General features: G+C 44.6%; 17 protein-coding genes. 10 read left to right on the forward strand and 7 right to left on the reverse strand.

Going from position 1 to position 20,021, the window contains the following annotated elements; genetic code table 11:
• The first annotated feature begins 106 nt into the window (after positions 1-106).
• On the forward strand, positions 107-2,830 hold the full coding sequence (locus tag IW644_RS16875; RefSeq protein ID WP_269918568.1) for an ATP-binding protein: 2,724 nt from the start codon (positions 107-109) through the stop codon (positions 2,828-2,830).
• A 159-nt stretch (positions 2,831-2,989) separates the two neighbouring features.
• Here the strand turns inward: IW644_RS16875 and IW644_RS16880 are convergent, their stop codons facing one another.
• Both IW644_RS16880 and IW644_RS16885 read right to left on the reverse strand, forming a co-directional pair.
• Entirely contained in the window at positions 2,990-4,015 is a 1,026-nt protein-coding gene (locus tag IW644_RS16880; RefSeq protein WP_269918569.1) for a substrate-binding periplasmic protein, read from the reverse strand.
• 254 nt (positions 4,016-4,269) lie between these two features.
• Positions 4,270-5,682: a M28 family metallopeptidase gene (locus tag IW644_RS16885; RefSeq protein WP_269918570.1), complete on the reverse strand. Its 1,413-nt coding sequence runs from the start codon at positions 5,680-5,682 to the stop codon at positions 4,270-4,272.
• 181 nt (positions 5,683-5,863) lie between these two features.
• Here IW644_RS16885 and IW644_RS16890 point away from each other — a divergent pair, with 181 nt between their 5' ends.
• Both IW644_RS16890 and IW644_RS16895 read left to right on the forward strand, forming a co-directional pair.
• Positions 5,864-6,085: an AbrB/MazE/SpoVT family DNA-binding domain-containing protein gene (locus tag IW644_RS16890; RefSeq protein WP_118491847.1), complete on the forward strand. Its 222-nt coding sequence runs from the start codon at positions 5,864-5,866 to the stop codon at positions 6,083-6,085.
• Complete coding sequence (locus tag IW644_RS16895) at positions 6,082-6,525, forward strand: PIN domain-containing protein (RefSeq protein ID WP_269918571.1); 444 nt, start codon at positions 6,082-6,084, stop codon at positions 6,523-6,525. Before IW644_RS16890 ends, IW644_RS16895 begins: the two co-directional genes overlap by 4 nt.
• A 59-nt stretch (positions 6,526-6,584) precedes the next feature.
• Here IW644_RS16895 and fre read toward each other — a convergent pair whose 3' ends face one another.
• Both fre and ubiD read right to left on the reverse strand, forming a co-directional pair.
• The gene (gene fre, locus IW644_RS16900) at positions 6,585-7,280 is read right to left on the reverse strand and encodes an NAD(P)H-flavin reductase (protein ID WP_118491849.1); all 696 of its coding nucleotides are present in this window, start codon (positions 7,278-7,280) and stop codon (positions 6,585-6,587) included.
• Positions 7,281-7,377: 97 nt separating this feature from the next.
• Positions 7,378-8,844 (reverse strand): 4-hydroxy-3-polyprenylbenzoate decarboxylase, encoded by a 1,467-nt coding sequence (ubiD, locus tag IW644_RS16905; RefSeq protein WP_179984729.1) that lies wholly within the window; start codon positions 8,842-8,844, stop codon positions 7,378-7,380.
• Positions 8,845-9,138: 294 nt separating this feature from the next.
• On the opposite strand from ubiD, the gene IW644_RS16910 reads away from it, so the two are divergent.
• Together IW644_RS16910 and IW644_RS16915 are read left to right on the forward strand one after the other, a co-directional pair.
• Entirely contained in the window at positions 9,139-9,390 is a 252-nt protein-coding gene (locus IW644_RS16910) for a TIGR02647 family protein (RefSeq protein ID WP_118491853.1), read from the forward strand.
• A 161-nt stretch (positions 9,391-9,551) separates the two neighbouring features.
• Positions 9,552-10,196 carry a tetratricopeptide repeat protein gene (locus IW644_RS16915; protein ID WP_269918572.1) on the forward strand — a complete coding sequence of 215 codons (645 nt, stop codon included), beginning with the start codon at positions 9,552-9,554 and terminating at the stop codon, positions 10,194-10,196.
• 23 nt (positions 10,197-10,219) lie between these two features.
• Here IW644_RS16915 and IW644_RS16920 read toward each other — a convergent pair whose 3' ends face one another.
• Together IW644_RS16920 and IW644_RS16925 are read right to left on the reverse strand one after the other, a co-directional pair.
• Entirely contained in the window at positions 10,220-10,789 is a 570-nt protein-coding gene (locus IW644_RS16920) for a cytochrome b/b6 domain-containing protein (RefSeq protein ID WP_269918573.1), read from the reverse strand.
• A gap of 100 nt (positions 10,790-10,889) precedes the next feature.
• A complete protein-coding gene (locus IW644_RS16925; RefSeq protein WP_014950922.1) occupies positions 10,890-11,171 on the reverse strand; it encodes a PepSY domain-containing protein in 282 nt (93 codons plus the stop codon).
• A 313-nt stretch (positions 11,172-11,484) separates the two neighbouring features.
• Here IW644_RS16925 and IW644_RS16930 point away from each other — a divergent pair, with 313 nt between their 5' ends.
• Entirely contained in the window at positions 11,485-13,848 is a 2,364-nt protein-coding gene (locus IW644_RS16930) for a TonB-dependent receptor (protein WP_269918574.1), read from the forward strand.
• A gap of 63 nt (positions 13,849-13,911) precedes the next feature.
• On the opposite strand, the gene IW644_RS16935 is transcribed toward IW644_RS16930, so the two are convergent.
• Positions 13,912-15,612, reverse strand: coding sequence for an alkaline phosphatase D family protein (locus tag IW644_RS16935; protein ID WP_269918575.1), 1,701 nt, complete (start codon positions 15,610-15,612; stop codon positions 13,912-13,914).
• Between the two features lie 236 nt (positions 15,613-15,848).
• Between IW644_RS16935 and IW644_RS16940 the strand changes: the two genes are divergently transcribed.
• From IW644_RS16940 to rlmB, 4 genes are all read left to right on the forward strand, one after another.
• A complete protein-coding gene (locus IW644_RS16940; protein ID WP_269918576.1) occupies positions 15,849-16,136 on the forward strand; it encodes a hypothetical protein in 288 nt (95 codons plus the stop codon).
• Positions 16,133-16,492: a HigA family addiction module antitoxin gene (locus IW644_RS16945; protein WP_269918577.1), complete on the forward strand. Its 360-nt coding sequence runs from the start codon at positions 16,133-16,135 to the stop codon at positions 16,490-16,492. The genes IW644_RS16940 and IW644_RS16945 overlap by 4 nt, the downstream gene beginning before the upstream one ends.
• Before the next feature lie 324 nt (positions 16,493-16,816).
• Positions 16,817-19,234, forward strand: a complete 2,418-nt coding sequence (gene rnr / locus IW644_RS16950) for a ribonuclease R (protein WP_269918578.1) — start codon at positions 16,817-16,819, stop codon at positions 19,232-19,234.
• Entirely contained in the window at positions 19,235-19,975 is a 741-nt protein-coding gene (rlmB, locus tag IW644_RS16955) for a 23S rRNA (guanosine(2251)-2'-O)-methyltransferase RlmB (protein ID WP_269918579.1), read from the forward strand. It begins immediately after the preceding gene.
• The last annotated feature ends 46 nt before the right edge of the window (positions 19,976-20,021 follow it).

Raw genomic sequence — 20,021 nt, forward strand, 5'->3', positions numbered from 1 at the left:
TAGACTTTAGGATAATGCATGCTTTCTTCACAATAAGTTGTTATCGTGGCGAGAATTACTGTTCTAATCATGAAAGCTCGCTTTCCAAATTTCTCGGCGTGAAGTAATGCAACGATATCAATATTCACAGCCCTCACTTCAAAATTGTGAAGACGAGGCCATTCATTTAATCGAAAGCGTTCAGAGCTTTGGATATGTTATCGCGATAAATCCCGATACCAAAAAAATTCAAGTATTCAGTAAAAACATAAAAGAGCTATTTAAAGTAGATATAGTGGCGGGAGAAACACCTGTCACAGACCTAATTGATGTGCCTTCAGCAGACGCGCCTACATTCAAAACTATCCATAACGCAGTAAAAGGTGAAAGTGTTCGCCACGCATATCAGTGGAAGTTTGCAAAAAATGCACTTTGGCTAGACAACTGGGAAAAGGAAGGCAGCGGCGTTGCATTCGACTCTAACGGCTTGCTGGTAATAGAACTAGAACCCACACCACAGCTAAGCTATGAAGCAGCCCAGCAATGGGTACCAATGGATGTAGATATTCGCGCCTTGTTACCTAACGTAGATGATAAGGACTCGATTAATGATGTCGCAGATGCAATAGCGAAGGTGTTTAAAGATTATATCGACTTCGATTCAGTGATGGTCTATCAATTTGATGATAAATATTGCGGCGAGGTTATAGGTGAAGCCGCTGGTTCAGATTCGCGTTCATTTAAAGGGCTAAAATTTCCCGCATCGGATATTCCCAAACAAGCCCGAGAGCTCTACCTTAAGAACCGTGTCCGCTGTGTTTTTGATGTTGAAGAGCAACCTGTACCTCTACAGCCGTCTTTAACTGAAGCTGATCGCGCGCCAATAGATCTCTCAATGTCTATGGTACGTTCAGTTTCACCTATGCATATTAATTATATGAAAAACATGGGGGTTCGTTCGTCGTTTTCTGTATCCCTCGTATTTGAAGGGAAGCTGTGGGGGCTACTTGCTTGTCACAATAACGAGCCCAAATACATAGATCAGAAAAAGCGTTTAGTCTGCGAATCACTTGGGCATCTTTATGCTTGGCAAATGCATACCAAAGCGCTTCATACCAAGAAAGAGCAGTTCCAAGCACGCCAGCGTAAGTTGAACAATATTGTGCACCAGCTTACTTCCTACTCAAATCCACTTGAAGCTATCTCGCATAAAGAAGCCCCTTTGCTAGAGGTTGCTGATGCTTGTGGCATGGCGGTGATTACACCTACAGGTAATTACTTTGTTGGAAAAACCCCTTCAGAGAAAACCTTAACCCGACTGTTAGGTAAGTTTTCTATCAGCGATTCAGAACAGTCGATAGCCATCAATCGGTTAGCAGACGAGGTTTCTGAAAACTGTTCGCTAAACGGTATACGTGGTATGTACATTTCTTGTGTATCTGCCAAATTGGGTTACTTCACCGTATGGTTTCGCGAACAGCGTGACAAAACAATTCGCTGGGCAGGCCGAGACGCGGCTAAAAAAGATATTGGTAAGTCACTAACCCCCCGGAACTCTTTCGATTTGTACCTGCAAAGCGTGGCTGATGAATCGGTAGAATGGAGCGAAGATGATAAGCTAATTATTGAAGGCTTTGACCATTTGTTTATCCCTTATGCCCTCAGTCTTAAAGCCTCTTCAGACCAGCAAATCAGCAAGTTAGAAGAATTAGACAAGGCTAAAGATCAGTTTCTTGCCAGTATCTCCCATGAACTTCGTTCTCCGCTAAACTCTATCGTCGGGTGGACAGATTTAGCCCTTATGGATGTGGGGAATGTAGAGAGAATGAGGGATGCGTTGGGAGTAATCAAACGCGCAGCGTCTACGCAAGCGGCCTTAATAAACGACATCTTAGATTTATCTCGAATTATTTCGGGAACCATGAAGCTAAGTACCCATTCGTTAAATATTGCCTCGTCTATTTCCGAGGTAGCAAAATCATTTGAAGCAGGCTTTGCTAGTAAGAATATTCAACTTTCAATAAATTGCGAAGACGAACATACCCAGATATTAGGCGATAATTTACGCATAAAGCAGGTTATAAATAATTTATTAAGCAATGCTCTTAAATTTACGGCAAAAGGCGGTACTGTGCATGTACGTGGTAAAAGAGAGCATTCAAACTACCTATTTCGTGTGAAAGATAACGGGAAAGGTATGACACGCGAACAGCTAGCCCATGTGTTCGAGCGCTTTTACCAAGGCAAAGATTCCCACAATAAAATTGGTCTTGGGTTAGGCTTGTCTATTGTAAAAAGCTTGGTTGAAATGCACGGCGGTGAAATTTCCGCAGAAAGCGACGGGCCTAATACGGGTACTACGTTTTACGTTACTTTGCCTATCGCACCATTGAGTTTGCACGATGAAATTATCGAAACCAAAAACAGTGAAATCAGTGATTTAACCGAGTCTTTACGTTTAAGTGGTTTGCGGATATTGGTGGCGGAAGACGAGCGAGACGCCCGTGACTTTATAAAGCTGTTTCTAGAATCCAATGGTGCTCGCGTAAACGTAGTTAAGAATGGCTTATTGGCGTGGAAAGAGCTCAACGATATGCCTGAAGCCTTCGATCTGCTGCTCTCCGATATAGGCATGCCTGAATTAGACGGATTAGGGTTGGTAACGAAAATAAGAGCCAGCCAGAACCCAGAGATTGCTAACTTTAATGCGGTGGCCCTAACGGCTTATGCGTATACATCAGATAGAGTAAAAGCGCTTAAAGCGGGCTTCAATAACTACGTATCTAAGCCGGTTGATGGCGAAGAGCTGCTGACTATTTTAGAAATGTATTTACCAGAGACGTCACTCTAACGCTTTCTACTAGCACCTATAAGCCTTATTAGCGGTTAATATGCTGATAAGGCTGATAAGGCTAACGCTGTATCAGGTTATTACTCCACAAACTTTGAAGTCTACAATTGTGCTACCCAAAAGCGCAGTAATACCTGGGCTTCGATTTGAGTACTTAGCTTACCAGCGGCGAAGCAGCTGTTTATAGATAGTTTTATCTAAAAGTGACTGGCGGGCCGATAAGCTTTCTTTAGCTGAGAGCACTGAGCGTGCCTCTTCTAACGATGTATATTGCTCACCATCAATATAAAACATGCTGCTGTCAGAGGTAGGCTTACCATCAAGAGAGTAAGCCGTGCCTAGTAAGTCAGCGGTTGTAGTTATGCTACTGTGCCCAATAAAATCAGCTACGCCATCGCCATTTACATCTTTGCTTAGCCACGCTAAGGCGAGAGGCAGGTTGAACTCACCGCTATTCTGCAATGTCGATACGGCTTGGTTAAATTTCGCAATAATGCTTTTAGCGCTGGCAACATTTTTACTGATAGCTATTTGAAAACCCGTCTTGGCTAAAGGTTTTGCTGAAAAATGCAGGGTTTCTTCGTTATCGTTAGCCAGCAGTATGTTTAGCTCTCGCGTGAGAAGCTGGGTGGTAACTAAGTAGGGTGCTCTATCATCGGCAAGTTGGCGAAAGGCATCAAACGTAGTGGGGTTGCGCGACCATTTTATATCTTTAAGTAGTCTGAACGAGGGGGTGTTTGCAAAGCGGTTTTCAATCGCAACCCGGTTACCTTTTAAGTGCGGAAAAAGCTTTATGTCTTCTACGTTTGCCTTCTTACTTGCCGCATAAAGGTAAACAGGTAAGTAAATATCGGATAGAAAATAATTACTGCTGTCCTCGCCCAAATTTACGTAGGCAAACTCACCGTCTAGTTTCCCTGTTAGTACAGAACTACCTAAAAAAGCTTGTCGCATAACCTGAAGTTGAATATCCAGCCCTGCCTTTTCGAACACCTTTTCAAGCAAAGCATTAATTCGAGCAGGCTCACCATCATCACTAATATAAGTTTCAAATGTGGCGGCACCCAAAGTCGTCGTGGCAGCTTGTAAAGGAGAAATGTTAACTAAACAAAGGGCTAGGCTGATACCTAACAAGGAAAGGCGTCGAGTGAAAAAGGAGAGCGAAAACGCGCTGAATCTTACCAAAAGTGAACTCCGAACTGCCGTCATGCATTTACTACACTGTAATGTAGTTAGTCACTTAATTCCAATAAACCCGCACTGGTTTAAATTAACAAAATGTAAGCGGCATCAATAGATTGTGCGTAATGCTGACGTCTAGGCAGGCGTTTGTTGAGTAAAGTCATTCGTGACGATAAGCCAGTTTCATTACCAACTTAACGTCACAAACTTGTTTGGATACGTGATTGGGTGCGTATAGGTACGCTGAAAATAAACGCTTATTCTCCAAAGCTTCCCGCGGGACCTGGATAAACCACAACGCTTTCTACACCGTCTTTGTTCACGCTGGCAACGCCAAAAAAGTAGTTATCGATAACGACGTTCTCAAGCATGGCTTCGGTCACATTGCCCACATACTTACTATATTCCCACTGCGGCGCATCAGTATGCCGCCAGTATACTTTGTATCCTTTAAGCTGAGGGTTTTGTTTTGCATCCAGTGCATCCCACTTTAAAAAGGTTGAAGGCTGAACAGCACCTGCAATTTGTACGTTTGCAGGTGGGTTCGGCGCCCAAGCCATTGCTGCAAGAGAAACAGCGTTTAGGCCAGTAAGCTTAGCTGCGTAGTCAAAGTTAACGCCATCTAAGGTATCACCATAGGCAATCCCGTCTTCTACGCGAAGGTCTTGGTGCTGACGGGTGTAGTTTTCGTTAGTTTCCATAATACGTATACCCGGATAGCCTAAGTCGTTAAACGGGCGATGGTGACCACCACGGCCAAAGCGGTCTAGGCGATAAATCACCATAGTGTCTAAGTTCTCAATGTATTTATCGGCGATTTTATCGATATAGCGGGCAAGGTTTCGGCTTGGCGAGTCTACTTCACCGCCGGTGAAGCGGCGCATGCGAGCTTCCTTTTCCGTTTCGGTTACGCGAGTACCTTCGGCAAATAAGCGAGCGGTGGTGTTGTTGATTACACCATTTACCCCCTCAATGTTGCCTATCATGTCATTGTTTAAAACCGCTTTAATTCGCCAGCCGTCTTTTTTGGCTTGGTTCGCCATAATACGTCCGCCGAAAAGCCCTTGCTCTTCACCAGATAAAGCAGCATACACGATACTGCCGTTAAACTTGTACTTTGATAGTACTCGCGCTGCTTCAAGAGTACCCGCAACACCAGAGGCGTTGTCGTTGGCACCTGGTGAATCAGAAGTGAAATCCATAACATCAGACACTCGTGAATCAATGTCGCCGGACATGATCACATAGCGGTCTGGGTCGGTAGTGCCACGCTGAATCGCAATTACGCTAACCACTTCCACCGGGTCTGGAATACGTTTCTCACCACTAATCACTTCTGATTGGTAGTACACTTCCAAACAGCCACCGCACTCAGCTGAAATTTTATCAAATTCAGATTTAATCCAGCGACGCGCAGCGCCTATACCGCGGGTATCAGACTCGGTTTCAGAAAGGGTATGGCGAGTGCCAAAATTGACCAGCTTAGTAATGTCTTTTTCAATGTTTTCAGCAGAAACGCTCTTGGCGATATCATAAAGGGATTGCTGCTGCTCGCTTTGTGCGTATGCAGTGAAAGATGCAGTGCTACTTAATAATATGGCAAAGGCCAGCAGATTATTTTTTCTTATTTTGGCGCTTATGTTAGCGAGTGCGGATAGGTTTTTTATCATTGTTCTCTCCAGTGTTTATCTTTTCACCATAACCAATACGTGGCTTGGCTACAATTGGAGTAAACGATTTAAACTAGCCAACTGTCGCAAGCTTAAAACCATCTATTCTTTACTTTCTGATAAAAAGTAAAGATGGTAGTATGATAAATGAACAGTCGAGAGGTGTGGAGATTAAATAACAATGGCTAAAGTTAGTATGAAACGGCAGATAACGCTACCCGCAGAGTTGTGTAGCATTGCAAATATCCATGCGGGCGATGATGTTGAAAGCTTTGTTGATCGTCAAGGTGTTATCTCTATTGTGAAAAAACAAACTGGCGCGGCAAAAGGAATTTTGAAAAATATCACTGTTAATCACAGCTTCAGTGATGAGGCGTCGCTCCATAGCGCGTTAGAAAAATGATAGCAATAGATACGAATATCTTGCTCCGCTACCTACTTCAAGACGAGGAAATGCAAGCTAAGCAAGCAAACAAATTGATTTTGTCTTCTGAAACAGTATTGATTACAGATGTGGTATTAATTGAAACCATCTGGACGCTAAAAGGTAAGCGCTACAGCTTAAATAAAGAGAAAATTATTCAGGTTATTCATGCACTATTTGCCGAGCCAAATATTGTGTTTGAGGATAATCAAGCTGTGTGGGCCGCACTGAAAGATTTTACCAATGCTAAGCCTATAAAAGCAGGCGGAAAAACCAAGCAAGCAGATTTCCCAGATGCTCTCATTATTAATAAAGCCAAACGTCACGCGCAGCTATATAAGCTAAACCTTACAAACGTGTTTACCTTTGACAAGGCGGCTCAGGAGATTGACGGTATGACTGACCCTCAATATCCATAATAAAACGCCAACGACGATTCGATGGCGATAGGTTCTAACAAGCCCTTATGTAATTTGGCTTAAATAAACGCGAACGCGTCGCCAAACAAGTTCTCAACTTTTAAGCCGCGCTGAGTAAAATCGTCGCGCACGACTTTTGCCATTTCGAAGCGGCCGGCAACATACACTTGAACGTTCGCAAAGTCAGCGTGGTCTGCCATTACCGCATGGTGTACCCAGCCCGTTCTGCCTTTCCACTCATCACATGCAAACTCAACAACTGGCACAAAAGTGAAATGCTCATTCGCTTCAGCAAGTGCTGTTAGCTCATCGGCTAGATACAAGTCAGCGGCGTGCTTACCGCCCCAATAAAGGGTAAGTGGTGTTTTGTCACCGCTGTTAAGGTGCTCTTGCAGAATTGAGTAGGTATACGAAAAGCCTGTACCACCAGCAATAAGCACCATAGGCAGGCCATTACTTTGCAAAAAGGCATTGCCATTACCCACATTTACGGTAATTTCGCCATCTGCACGCATGCGCTCTAGTACTTCACCGGCGTAGCTGTTGCCAGGCTCTGCACCAATGTGTAATTCAATGCGGCTGTTATCAAACGCGGCATTAGCAATAGAAAATGGACGCATATCTTTTTCGCCCATTACTACCATAGCGTACTGACCCGCCTTAAACTCAACAGGGCTTTCTGGCGTCAATTCAACTTTTTGAACCACTTCGGTTAAAGGCGTGATGCTTGCAACCTTACACTTAATCTCTGACATGTATTCTCTTTAAACCTTCTTGCTAGCGTGTCGCCTTTTTATGCGCTTTAAGACAAGCGCATGCTCAATACAAAATAAATAGCACTAAAAATAGTCGCTACATAATACCAAGACTGTCCCAAATATCATCAACCCGTTTTTTAACGTCTTCGTCCATCACAATGGGTACGCCCCATTCACGGTCGGTTTCGCCCGGCATTTTATTTGTGGCGTCCATACCCATTTTCGAACCTAGCCCTGAAACCGGTGACGCAAAGTCCAAGTAATCGATAGGTGTATTCTCTATCATAACCGTGTCGCGGGCTGGGTCCATACGGGTAGTGATAGCCCAGATAACATCGTTCCAGTCGCGCGCGTTAACGTCGTCATCGCACACTATCACAAATTTGGTGTACATGAACTGTCGTAAGAACGACCACACGCCCATCATTACCCGTTTAGCGTGGCCCGGGTACTGTTTCTTCATGGTAACCACCGCCATACGATAAGAACAACCTTCTGGCGGCAAGTAAAAGTCTACTATTTCTGGGAACTGCTTTTGTAAAATTGGCACAAACACTTCGTTTAGCGCGACACCTAAAATGGCTGGCTCATCGGGTGGACGACCTGTATAGGTAGAATGATAAATAGGATCTTTGCGATGGGTTATATGGGTAACGGTAAACACAGGGAAGTCGTCGACTTCATTGTAATACCCCGTGTGATCGCCATAAGGGCCTTCAGGCGCAGTTTCATCCTGAGCAATATAGCCTTCAAGCACTATTTCTGCGCTGGCAGGAACTTGCAAATCGTTACTGATAGACTTGACCACTTCGGTTTTATCACCGCGCAGTAGGCCTGCAAAAGCATATTCTGAAAGTGTATCTGGTACAGGAGTAACCGCACCCAAAATTGTGGCTGGATCTGCACCTAGCGCCACAGACACAGGGTAGGGTTCGCCCGGATGGGTTTGACACCACTCGCGAAAATCAAGGGCGCCGCCACGGTGTGATAGCCAGCGCATAATAAGTTTGTTTTTGCCAATAACTTGCTGTCGGTAAATACCCAAATTCTGGCGTTTTTTGTGTGGTCCTTTCGTAACGCTTAACCCCCAGGTAACCAATGGCGCAGCGTCACCCGGCCAGCAGCGCTGCACAGGAATTTTTGATAAGTCTACATCGTCACCGGTAAGCACCACTTCCTGACAAGGGGCTTTTTTTAACACTTTAGCAGGCATGTTCAGCACCTGTTTAAACACAGGTAACTTTTCCCAAAGATCTTTAAGCCCTTTTGGAGGCTCTGGCTCTTTTAAGTAGGCCAGCAGTTTGCCCACTTCACGTAGCGCTTCAACAGAGTCTTGCCCCATGCCCATCGCTACGCGCTCTGGCGTACCAAATAAATTGGCCAGTACCGGCATATCGTGGTTTTTGGGGTTTTCAAACAACAGCGCAGGGCCGCCAGCACGCAAAGTCCTATCGGCAATTTCTGTCATTTCAAGGTCGGTATCAATGGGCTGGCTAATGCGCACCAACTCGCCTTTTGCTTCAAGCTGGCGAATAAAGTCGCGTAAATCTTTGTACTTCATCTGTTTGGCGTATCCACACACGTTATTTATGGCAAGAATATACCATTTTCCAACAAAGTCCGATCAGTTAGCGGTGTGAAACCAACATTAAACGTTCTACAGACAAATTAACCTTTACAGTGACGCCATTTAGGTGTGATATAGCAATATGTTATGAATTTTAACAATTACGGGCCAATATCACATGGCTTGCGGATTCTCGCTTTAGCCCTTTTATCTTAGGCTTTGCGATAACACGCTGCATCAATGTGAATATTAAAACCTTAATAACCCTTTTTTGCCTAAGGTGGTTACATGAGTTCATTCGATCAGGACATGCTAGACGAGTTAAATTTGCTACTGAAGTTTCCAGCAGACAGTCTGCTTCAGGGTCTGAAAATCCATCACGATGCCAGTCAAAGCATGGTGAACGCGGCGTCCAGGCTGTACTCAAAAGGCTTAATTACCCAGCCTGACGGTGGTTACTTAACTGATTTAGGTATTGATTTAGCCGACCATGCCCGCCATATCCAATCCGCCATGTGCCCGCGAAAAAGCAGTCATTAGCCCAAACGCTTTTTGCTATATCTTTTAACCAAGAGGCTAAAGTGGAAAATGCTTTGGCCGCTTGTGATTATTTACGTAAAGAAAAGCGTCTATTGGTTAAGTTAATCTATAATAGGTCGATAACTAAACTAAGTTTGCGTTATCAACATTTTTGCTTAGCTATGAAACGAATTATATCTACCGCTTTATTAATCTGTGCCTCCGTAGCGGGGTTTTCTGCTCATGCGCTTGAAGGTGAGACGATAGAAGAACTTCGTGCAGTTCAGCTTTACAGCCAAGACGCGCTCATCGACATGATTAACGCGAATACTCACCTAGATAAAGTGGTAGCAGACAGATGTCAGCTTGTTCAAGACATTGAAGCTCGCGCTGATGTGTTAAAAATTCCAGCCTACCAATTTTTATGGGGCGATATGCTGGCGTGGGGTGTGTGCGTAGATGCTGAACCTGCTCGTGGAATTGGCTATATGGAAGATGCAGCAAATCAAGGTTTGCCAGCGGCACTAGAACAGCTTGGACGTTACTATGCAAAGGGCACGCTTGTACAGCAAGATAAATCTCGCGCAGTGGTGTACTTACGAGAAGCCGCGGCACTTAAAAACCTAAAAGCGCAGATTCGTTTGGTGGAGTTGTTTCTAGACGGTCACGGCAGTCCTTATGACTATGAAGATGCGTATCACTGGCTGTATAACTCGGTGACCAACGACAAAAAACAGCACCAGCAAATAGCGTCATACCTCGCTCGTTTAGAAAAACTTATGCATCCCAAAGCGGTGCGTGAGGCAAAGCGGCCTTTAGATAGCTAAATATTACCAGTACTTAAAGGGGCCTAACGCTTTCGCCAGCCGGTGAGCATAGGGCGAACTAACTGAATATTTCCCAAATATTGCACAGCAATCACTGCAGCGACGTGTACTAGCACACATGCGTAAAGCACATCGGCCATAATGCTGTGTATCCATTCCAGCGCACTATTACCGAACATGGCATCTATTTCTTCCATCATAAAACCGGTAATACCTAATCCCAGCATTAGCGTGATAACGGCCATTATCATTAGCCAGCCGAACGGGTTATGACCATGGTGAGTGGGAATTTTCTTTTGTTTTACGTGTTGAATATGTTCAGCGAAGGCTTGTTGATGCAATGAGACGTTAGAAAAGCTTGCGTATTCAGTGGCAACCTTTTTACTAGCTTCGAATTTGGCTGATAAAAAGCCCCAGCCAACTCGTATGGATATAAGTGCTACTGCGATATAACCAACTATTTCGTGATAAAGGCGACCTGGCTCCACAATAAAATAGTTGGTCACAAAGGTAGCGACAAGGCCCCAGTGGCATAAGCGCACTACCCAATCCCAAATATAAATGTCCGAAGGTGTATCTTTAGGTCTGTACATTACATAACTTTCTTAAGGTCAAACAAAAACGCTGCAATAGTTTGCAGCGTTTCATTAAGTTTTAAAGCAAGCGATCTATGAGCCGTTTGCTAAAACACACCTAGTGCATTTCTTTTTTAACAATGCTGCCATCAACAGGGTTAAAGTAAATTTCTACTTTGTTTTCTTCTTTATCAAAACCATAGATTTCGTAGCAGTTGCCGCCAGTCACTTTAAACTCGTTAATTTTGTAGCCTTGCGCTAATAGCTGAGCCTGAAACGCATCTTGGTTTTGCCATTCAGCTTCAGGTGCAGTAGTACACTGAGTAGTGCCATGCTCTGCACTACAAGCACTTAATAGGGTGGCAGCGCCAATAGCCGTAGCCATCATTAATTTCTTCATTGCAGTCTCCATTTCGCTTTTTAGTTAAAAGTTATTTCTGTCCTACGTGGATTGAGTGTACTTAGTTTGCTCTTTAATTCAAAGGGGCGTTTTTTGCTATGCCATTTATCGCGGCGTAGATTTTTCGAATGGCATATATCTGTCACAAAAGTGCCTTTCATTTGTAACCTATACTTCATCGAACCGTCTCGAAAGAGCTCTACATTCTTGTGCTTCGATAATTCTAATAAAGTAAGCAATATCGCCAATCTATCGGTGAACTGCTTATAAAAACACATAAAACACCCTATAAGCACACGAAAGGAATGATTTGATGCGCCCTCTGTACCCACGACCGGTTTATTCACGTACTTTGCTTGCAACAACCATTGCGTTTGCACTATCTACTGCTGCAATTGCACAAGACGTAGCGCCCGATACAGATAATGAAACTAATTATATAGAAGAGATTACAGTAACTGCGCAAATGCGAGAGCAGTCCGTAATGGATGTGCCTGTTACTATGGATGTTATAGGCAGCGAGTTTTTAGAGCGCACCAATATTATGGAGCTTGACGAGCTTTCTCGCATATTACCCAACGTTCAAATTCAAGAGCAGGCCGTAAGCTTACCGTCTTTTAATATTCGCGGTGTGACTGACGATGTTTCATCAGTGTCGGCGACGCCTCGTATCTCAGTTTATCAAGATGGCTTTGATATCAGTAAAAAAACCGTAGCCAGTGTCGCGCTTTACGATATTGCTCGCGTTGAAGTGTTAAAAGGCCCGCAGCCAACCCTATTTGGAGTGGCCGCAGCCAACGGCGCGGTAAGCATTCACTCAAACCTCCCCACCTTTGAACAACAGGGCAAAGTGCAGGTTGGCTATAACTCAGAGCAAGGCCAAGAAGTTGAGTTTATGTATAACCAGCCTATTAACGACAACCACAGTTTCCGTATTGCTGGGCTTTACCGAGAGATGGATGGCATTGTAGAAAATAATGCCTGTAGTGCTGACTCCTACTACGGTAATGCAAACATGTATAACCACTTAGGTGAAGAAGTGCCGTGCAATAGCGAAGATCTTCAGGGTGTATCGGTGCAAGCGCTTCGCGCAACCTGGCTTGCAAGCTATGAGAAGCTAGAGATTATTGCTCGTGCAGCGATGGAGTACAACGACCAGCCGGGCATCGCCTTCAAATCTGGCTCTATTGCACCAAATGGTGGAGATACTAGCCCTTATACCGCTGCTGAGTTCAGTTTGGGCAGTGAGTTGGGTATTGAGCGTACGCTTCAAGCTTATGATTTAACCGTAAACTATGATTTCAACCAAATGCTTAGCCTACACGCCGATGCCTACTATAAAGATGTAGAAGTAAGCGAAGGTTTTGATGCAGACGGTTCTGCCCTTCGTATTCAAGACGCTTATTTTGATAACGACGCTACGCTGCAAGGTGCATCCATGCGTTTAGTGTATGACTCGGGTGATAAGCTGGCCGCGTTTGTAGGTGCATCCATTACTCAAGACGATTCGAATTTGCCTTACTATGTGATGGTAGACCCATTTATACGCGGTACTTTCGATGCAGTAAGAGCGCAGCTTGAAGCCAATTCCAACATTCCACTTAACCAAAATATTGCTACTGATGCGTCGTTAGAAGAAATAGAAGCGCTGCGTGCCATGTTAGTGTCGCAGCTATTTAACGCCGATGGTTCACCTATTTCTAACCCAGCGCTACCGCCTATTTTTATACAAGGGCCGTTTATTTTTGAAGCCGAGCTAGACATAGCGTCTTATGTTGCTGAAGTATCTTATTATGTAACCGACGATATTAATGTTACGGCTGGCGTTCGCTACATTGATGAAACCCGCTATACGCGTAACACCTTTACTACCGCAGACGGTGCTTTTACTTTCGATGCCGAGCGAGACTTTGACGATACCTTGCCACGCTTCGCAGTAAGCTACGATGTAAACAACAACTGGAACTTATATGCGAACTACGCCAAAGGCCGCCGTTCACCGGTTGTGGATGCTAACGCAGGTGGCGTTAATGTGACCAAGCCTGAAATAGTAGATAGCTACGATTTGGGTGTTAAGTATCAAAGCGCCAACTTCCTGTTCTCAGGTGCCATTTTTACCTACGAATATAGCGATTATCAGCAAAGCTTTACCGATGCAGAAACTTTGCAGTCTATTACGGTAACAGTAGGCGACTCGACCATGTCGGGTATTGAAGGTATGGCGACCTATAACTACAGTGAAACGCTGACGCTAACAGCAAGCCTTGGTTTTCTTGATGCTGAATTTGCAGACAATACTGCTGATGGCTCTGAATTTCAGTACGGCGGTAACAAGTTTCGTCTAGCACCAGAGGTTAGCGGTGCCATCAACATCAACAAAGTATTCAACATGAATAACTTCGACATTGATGTTAACTGGCTGACCAGTTTCCAGTCTGAAGTGTTCTTTGAAAGCAGTAATTATCCTGGCCTTTCTCAGGATACTTACTCACTGACCGATGTATCGGTAAAACTGCTTCAAGACAACAGCAAGTTCGCCTATGAGTTTTACGTGAACAACTTGTTTGATAAAGAGTTCTTGATTGATGCAGGTAATACAGGCGGTGGCTTAGGTATTCCTACCTTCGTACGCGGTATGCCTCGTATTGCCGGTGTGCGTGTTTACTACGAGTTCTAGAAGTAGTTACAAATTAAGGCGCTTAACTTGGTTAAGCGCCTTAATCTAAATAAATACCAATTACTACGCGTTTATCTCATAACTATGCGTGTTAACCACTTTTCCAGCCTTGGTTAAAATCGCATCCACATAATGCCAAGTGGCTTTTGCGCGGTCTTCGCTAACGGTCAGTGTCATAAAGCCGCGCTGGTGAAGATTACAGTACTGCAAATCTTCAATAAGAAGTGGAAGGTCGTCGGCAAGCGTTTCTGCCATTTCATCATCCATACTTAAGTAATGTTCCATACCTGGCGATGTCACGCCTGGTGTAGCAAGCTCAACACCCACTGCTGTACCATCTTTCAGGGTTAGTTTGTTGTGCCAAGCGTTATGTGTATCACCTGCAAGGGCAATAACTGGCTTGCCGATAGATTTTAGCTGCATCAGCACCTGTTCCCGTTCAACGGGGTAGCCGTCCCATGCGTCTAAGTTGTAAGGCATTACGGTATTGATAAGCGCAAGCTCTTGCTCACTAAGTGCGCCACCTTGCTTTTGTTTGCGTTTGATATTCGCGAGCTTATGTACATGAGCAGGTATTTCTTTACGCTCAACGCCGTTAAAAATAGATACAGGGAAGAGCATGCGGCCAATTAATAGCTGCTGCCCTAACACCTGCCATTTAGCCTGACTTTGCTGCATAGATGAATGTAGCCAGTTACGTTGGGTTTCACCTAAAAGCCCACGACTAGGATTACTGATATCTTTCATGAAGCCAGCTTGGTCAAACGCTTTTGTTTCAGCATCGCGATAGTCGCCGTACTCAAGCTGCTTGTCGCGAGCAAGTACGCGGGTGTCGAGCATGTATAAGTCAAGAAGCTTACCAAAGGTAAATTGGCGATAAATTTCTAAACGCTCAGTACCAAACGGTGGGCGTATAGGTAGCCACTCATAATAAGCTTGAACAGCTGCCGCGCGTCGTTCATAAAAGTCACCTTCATCGGCTTGATGATTTTCCGCGCCGTCTTTGTAGGTGTCGTTAGTAATTTCATGGTCATCCCACACAACAATAAACGGCTTATTTTGATGCAACGACAGCAAACCTTCGTCCGTGCGGTATAGCGCATAGCGATTGCGATAGTCGTTTAGCGTATAAAGCTCGGTATCGTTATCAGGCGCATAGGTTCGGCCAATCTCTTTTGCATGCTCAGTCGCATAACCCTTGCCATCGTACTCATAAATGTAGTCACCAAGGTGCAATACATAGTCGATGTTGTCGTCTTTCGCTGCTTCCATATAAGGCGTGAAAAAGCCAGCAGGGTAGTTGGAACAAGAAAATATGCCGAACGTAACGTCAGACACATCGGCTTCAGGTAGCGTACGGGTTTCGCCCATAGGGCTTGTATTATCAGCACTTTTAAAACGGTAATAATAGCGGCGAGCGGGACTAAGACCAGTTACGTCTACCTTTACGGTAAAGTCATGGGTTGCTTTCGCTTCAACTATCCCGCTGCTTACTATGTCAGTAAAGTCTGCATCGCTCGCCATTTCCCACAAAATATCGGCTTTGGCTAAATCTGAGCCTGAATCTGTTGTCGGCACGGCGCGTGTCCAGATAATAACGGCGTCTTTTAACGGGTCACCACTGGCCACACCATGAGTAAAGGTAGCGTTAGTTTGCGGTTGGCTATTTGCTGAATTGCTCACGGTGCAGCCCGCTAGCCCTGTAGACACTGCCACGCTCGCACCTGCGAATGACGACAGCTTAATAAACGTTCTTCTATCCATATGCCTGCTCTTTATAAGTTTGTAAGGTAACTGGTGATGTCAATGTTTTGTTGAACGCTCATGCAACAAAAACGAAGGCTAATGTTTATACTAAGTCTTTGTGACATAGAGATGTCAGGCTGCGCCGAATCGAGAACAGGACTTTAGATCGAAGTTGACACATCTGTAACTGGGTAAAATATGCACATGTTTTTGAGAAAAAATTACCTCTGTGGTAATCTTTGTTGGATATTCCATTGGCAATAATAAGTTTCGTCCACGATAAGCTCCTTACAATGTGGCAAAGTGATGATGATGAATGGCTTCCCTTAGCATATCGTCACAAGGTTTGGGACGCGCTATTTGACTTAGATGCTGCATCACAAATTTCAGATTTGATAGATATTGGAGCCATAAAAGCTGAAGGAAGTGCTCTTTGGTATGTAACGGTTACAGTTAATAACGTAGAACCGTGTGGAGCGGTAACATGTTTTTTTAATGATGGCGATTGTTTCAGCCTTGATTACAGAGAATACAACCCATGAAACACAGTATGCACATAGGTATCGAATACAATAGTGACCGAGGCAAAGCATTAATCGATACTGGAGAGCGAGTATCAAGGCCTGAACATCTAAAAAGGCCTCATCCTGGTGAAGTGTTTAAACGCAGGTGCATGTCAAAGTCACCGCTGAAGCAAAATGAGATTGCACAGTGTTTAAGTATCTCAACAAAACATCTATCAAGGTTTATTAACGGGCATTCTAATTTAACCGTTGAGCTTGCTCGTAAGCTTGAAGCTGTGAGCGGTATCAGTGCCCAAGCATGGATGCATTATCAAGTTGCATACGACCTATATAGAACCGCGAACAACAAGCCCAATTTAAAGTCAATCTACTAGCAAGTATCTCAGTTTACAAAATTGTTGCTGTAACTTTCCTATGTGCTGACTTAGCAACAGATTTTCTATTCTTCGCTACTGACAATCAGATATTCAAAGTTGTAGGCCCCGCTAATAGCAAAATAGTTTGTTAAATGTTGTAAGCCTAATAACGCACAATCTTTTGCCGTAAATACTGTTATACTGTGCAGCAAATAACCACATGAACCAAAAATGGTTTTTGTGTCTAAAAAATATATTTCAATGTTTTCCATAGTGCTTTGAAGAACTAAGCCTCCAACGAAGATATTGTGAACAAAGTAATTAAAGGTAATTTAAAAATACATGAGTGATGATCCGCATTATCAGCGCGAGAAAGAAAAGTACGAAAATCCGGTAGCCAGCCGCGAATATTTAATGAGTTTATTAAAAGAACATGACAAGCCTTTGTCGTTTCTTGATATCTGTAATTTGGTGAACGCGTTCGACGAAGAGGCGCGAATTGGTATTCAGCGCCGACTACGTGCCATGGAGCGCGAAGGGCAGGTGCAATTCACTAAGCAGAAAAAGTACATACTTCAAAACCGTGATGAGCTCATTAAAGGCCGAATTATTGGTCACAGAGATGGTTACGGCTTCTTGCGTCCTGAAGATAAAAGCGGTGACTTATTTATTAGCGCAGGGCAAATGAACCTGTTCCTCCACGATGACGTGGTAGAAGCGCGTATTAGCGGTACCGACCGTCGCGGCAGAAAAGAAGCGTTTGTAACGCAAGTCATAGAGCCGCGCAGCGAGCCTATTGTTGGTCGTTATTTTGTTGAGCAGGGCTTTGGCATGGTAGTGCCAGACGACAGTCGTTTGCAGCATGAAATTGTAATTCCTCCAGAAAGCACTAACGGCGCCCGTATGGGGCAGGTAGTAGTGGTAGAACTTACTCAGCGACCACGCCGAAAAATGAGCCCAGTAGGCAAAATTGTAGAAGTACTTGGTGAGCATATGGCGCCAGGTATGGAAATAGAAATGGCGCTTCGCACTTTCGATATACCGCACCAGTGGCCGAAAGGCGTAACCAAGCAGGTGGAAAAACTTACCGATCAGGTGCCCGATGAAGCCAAAGAAGGTCGTATTGATTTACGCCAGCTTCCACTTGTTACTATAGACGGCGAAGATGCCCGCGACTTTGACGATGCAGTATACTGCGAGCCGTTAGATGACGGTGGCTGGCAACTATGGGTAGCCATAGCCGATGTAAGTCACTATGTAAGAACAGGCTCAGCGCTTGATGATGAAGCACAGCAGCGCGGTAACTCGGTGTATTTCCCTGATCAAGTTATTCCAATGCTACCAGAAGTATTGTCTAACGGTTTGTGTTCACTAAACCCTGAAGTAGACCGACTTTGCATGGTGTGTGAAATGACCATCAGCGCGAATGGTAAGCTGGAAGAATTCCAGTTTTACGAAGCGGTAATGAATTCACATGCCCGGTTAACTTACACCAAAGTGTGGAATATTCTTCAAGGAGACAAAGAGCTTCATCAGCGTTACGAGCCTCATGTACCTCATCTTCGCAATTTGCACGACCTTTATCGCGCGCTTAAGAAAGCCCGAGCCAAACGCGGGGCCATTGAGTTTGAAACTCAAGAAGTGAAGTTCGTTTTCAACGCCCAGCGCAAAATTGAAAATATCGTGCCTTTAGTGCGTAACGATGCGCATAAACTTATTGAAGAATGCATGATCATGGCAAACGTGAGTGCTGCTTTAATGTTAGAAAAGCACGAAGCGCCAGCCTTGTACCGAGTGCACGATAAGCCAGATGCCGACAGACTTACCGCTTTTACCAGCTACTTAAGTGAAATTGGTATTCCTCATGCCATTGTAGAAGATGCTGAGCCAGCCGCGTTTACTGATGTGGTGCTTAAAACTCGTGGTCGAGTAGACGAAGAGCTTATTCAAACTATGCTGCTACGCTCGATGAAGCAAGCGGTTTACGATGGCGAAAATGTAGGGCACTTTGGCTTGGCGTTAGAAGCTTACGCGCACTTCACGTCACCGATACGTCGCTACCCAGACTTAGTGGTGCACCGTGCATTGAAAGGCATTATTGCCAAACAGCAAGGCAAAAAAGCGGTAAGTGGCGCGAAAAATTACACTGTTGAAGAAATTGAACAGTTAGGTGAGCAGTGTTCTATGACGGAACGCCGCGCTGATGATGCTACCCGTGATGTAGCCGACTGGCTTAAGTGCGAGTTCATGCTTGATCACGTAGGTGACACCTTTGAAGGTGTGGTGAGCTCGGTCACAAACTTTGGCTTATTTGTTCGTCTTACCGAATACCATATCGACGGCTTAGTGCATATAACCTCATTAGATGACGACTATTATCACTATGATGATGTGAAACAAGCGTTGGTAGGTGAGTCGGGCCATCGTCAGTTCAGACTGGGCGACACAGTCGAGGTAACTGTTGCGGCAGTAAACCTTGATGAAAGAAAGATTGATTTATTACTCGATAAGTCTATGCTGCGCAGCACTAAAGGCAAGAAGGTAAAAGTGAAGACAGCTAAAAAGTCTTCAGACAAACCTACTCGCTTTGATAACAAGCCCCGCTCTGGTAAAGACTCCCGTTCTGATAAGAAAGGGAGAAAAGGTAAAGGCGGCTCAAGCTCGTCTAGTCGAAGCGGTGGAAAATCGTCAAGTCGCGGCAGCGCAAAAGGCGGTAGCAGCGGCAAAACACTGTCATTGAATAAAAGAGGTAAGCGTTAAATGGCGCAGCAAGAATGGTTATACGGTTTACATGCCATGCAGTCGGTACTTGAAAAAGAGCCCGAGCGTGTAATGGAAGTGTGGGTTTTAAAAGGGCGTAACGATGAACGCTTGACCAACATTGTTAACCAGGCGCGCCGTTTCGGCATTTCAGTTCAGTTCAGCCAGCGCAAAGCGTTAGACGATAAAGTAAACGGCGAACAGCACCAAGGGGTAGTTGCTAGAGCGAAACCTGCTCGCGTAATGGATGAAGCTGACCTTGATAAAATACTTGAACGAGAGTCGCAGCCACTAATTTTGGTGTTAGACGGTATTACAGACCCTCATAATTTAGGTGCTTGCTTACGTACGGCTGACGGTGCGGGAGTGCACGCTGTGGTTGTACCTAAAGACAAGTCGGCAAGTTTAAACGGCACGGTACGAAAAGTAGCCTGCGGCGCAGCTGAAGTGATGCCGCTAATTCAAATTACAAACCTTGCCAGAACCTTGAAGCACCTTCAAGACAAAGGGCTTTGGATTGTGGGAACTGCCGGTGAAACCGATAAAACCCTTTATGATGTTGACCTGAAAGGCCCAACTGCATTAGTAATGGGGGCTGAAGGTAAAGGCATGCGACGACTAACAAAAGAAACCTGTGACGAGCTGGTTAAGTTGCCCATGGCTGGTAGCGTAACAAGTTTGAACGTCTCGGTAGCAACTGGCGTTTGTTTATACGAAATCGTACGACAGCGCAGTATGTAAAGACTAGCGGCCTGTATTAGCTGGCTTACTGCAACCAGTATAATAA

The organism is Alteromonas sp. PRIM-21 (assembly GCF_027563165.1).
In the GTDB taxonomy this organism is placed as follows: domain Bacteria; phylum Pseudomonadota; class Gammaproteobacteria; order Enterobacterales; family Alteromonadaceae; genus Alteromonas; species Alteromonas macleodii_A.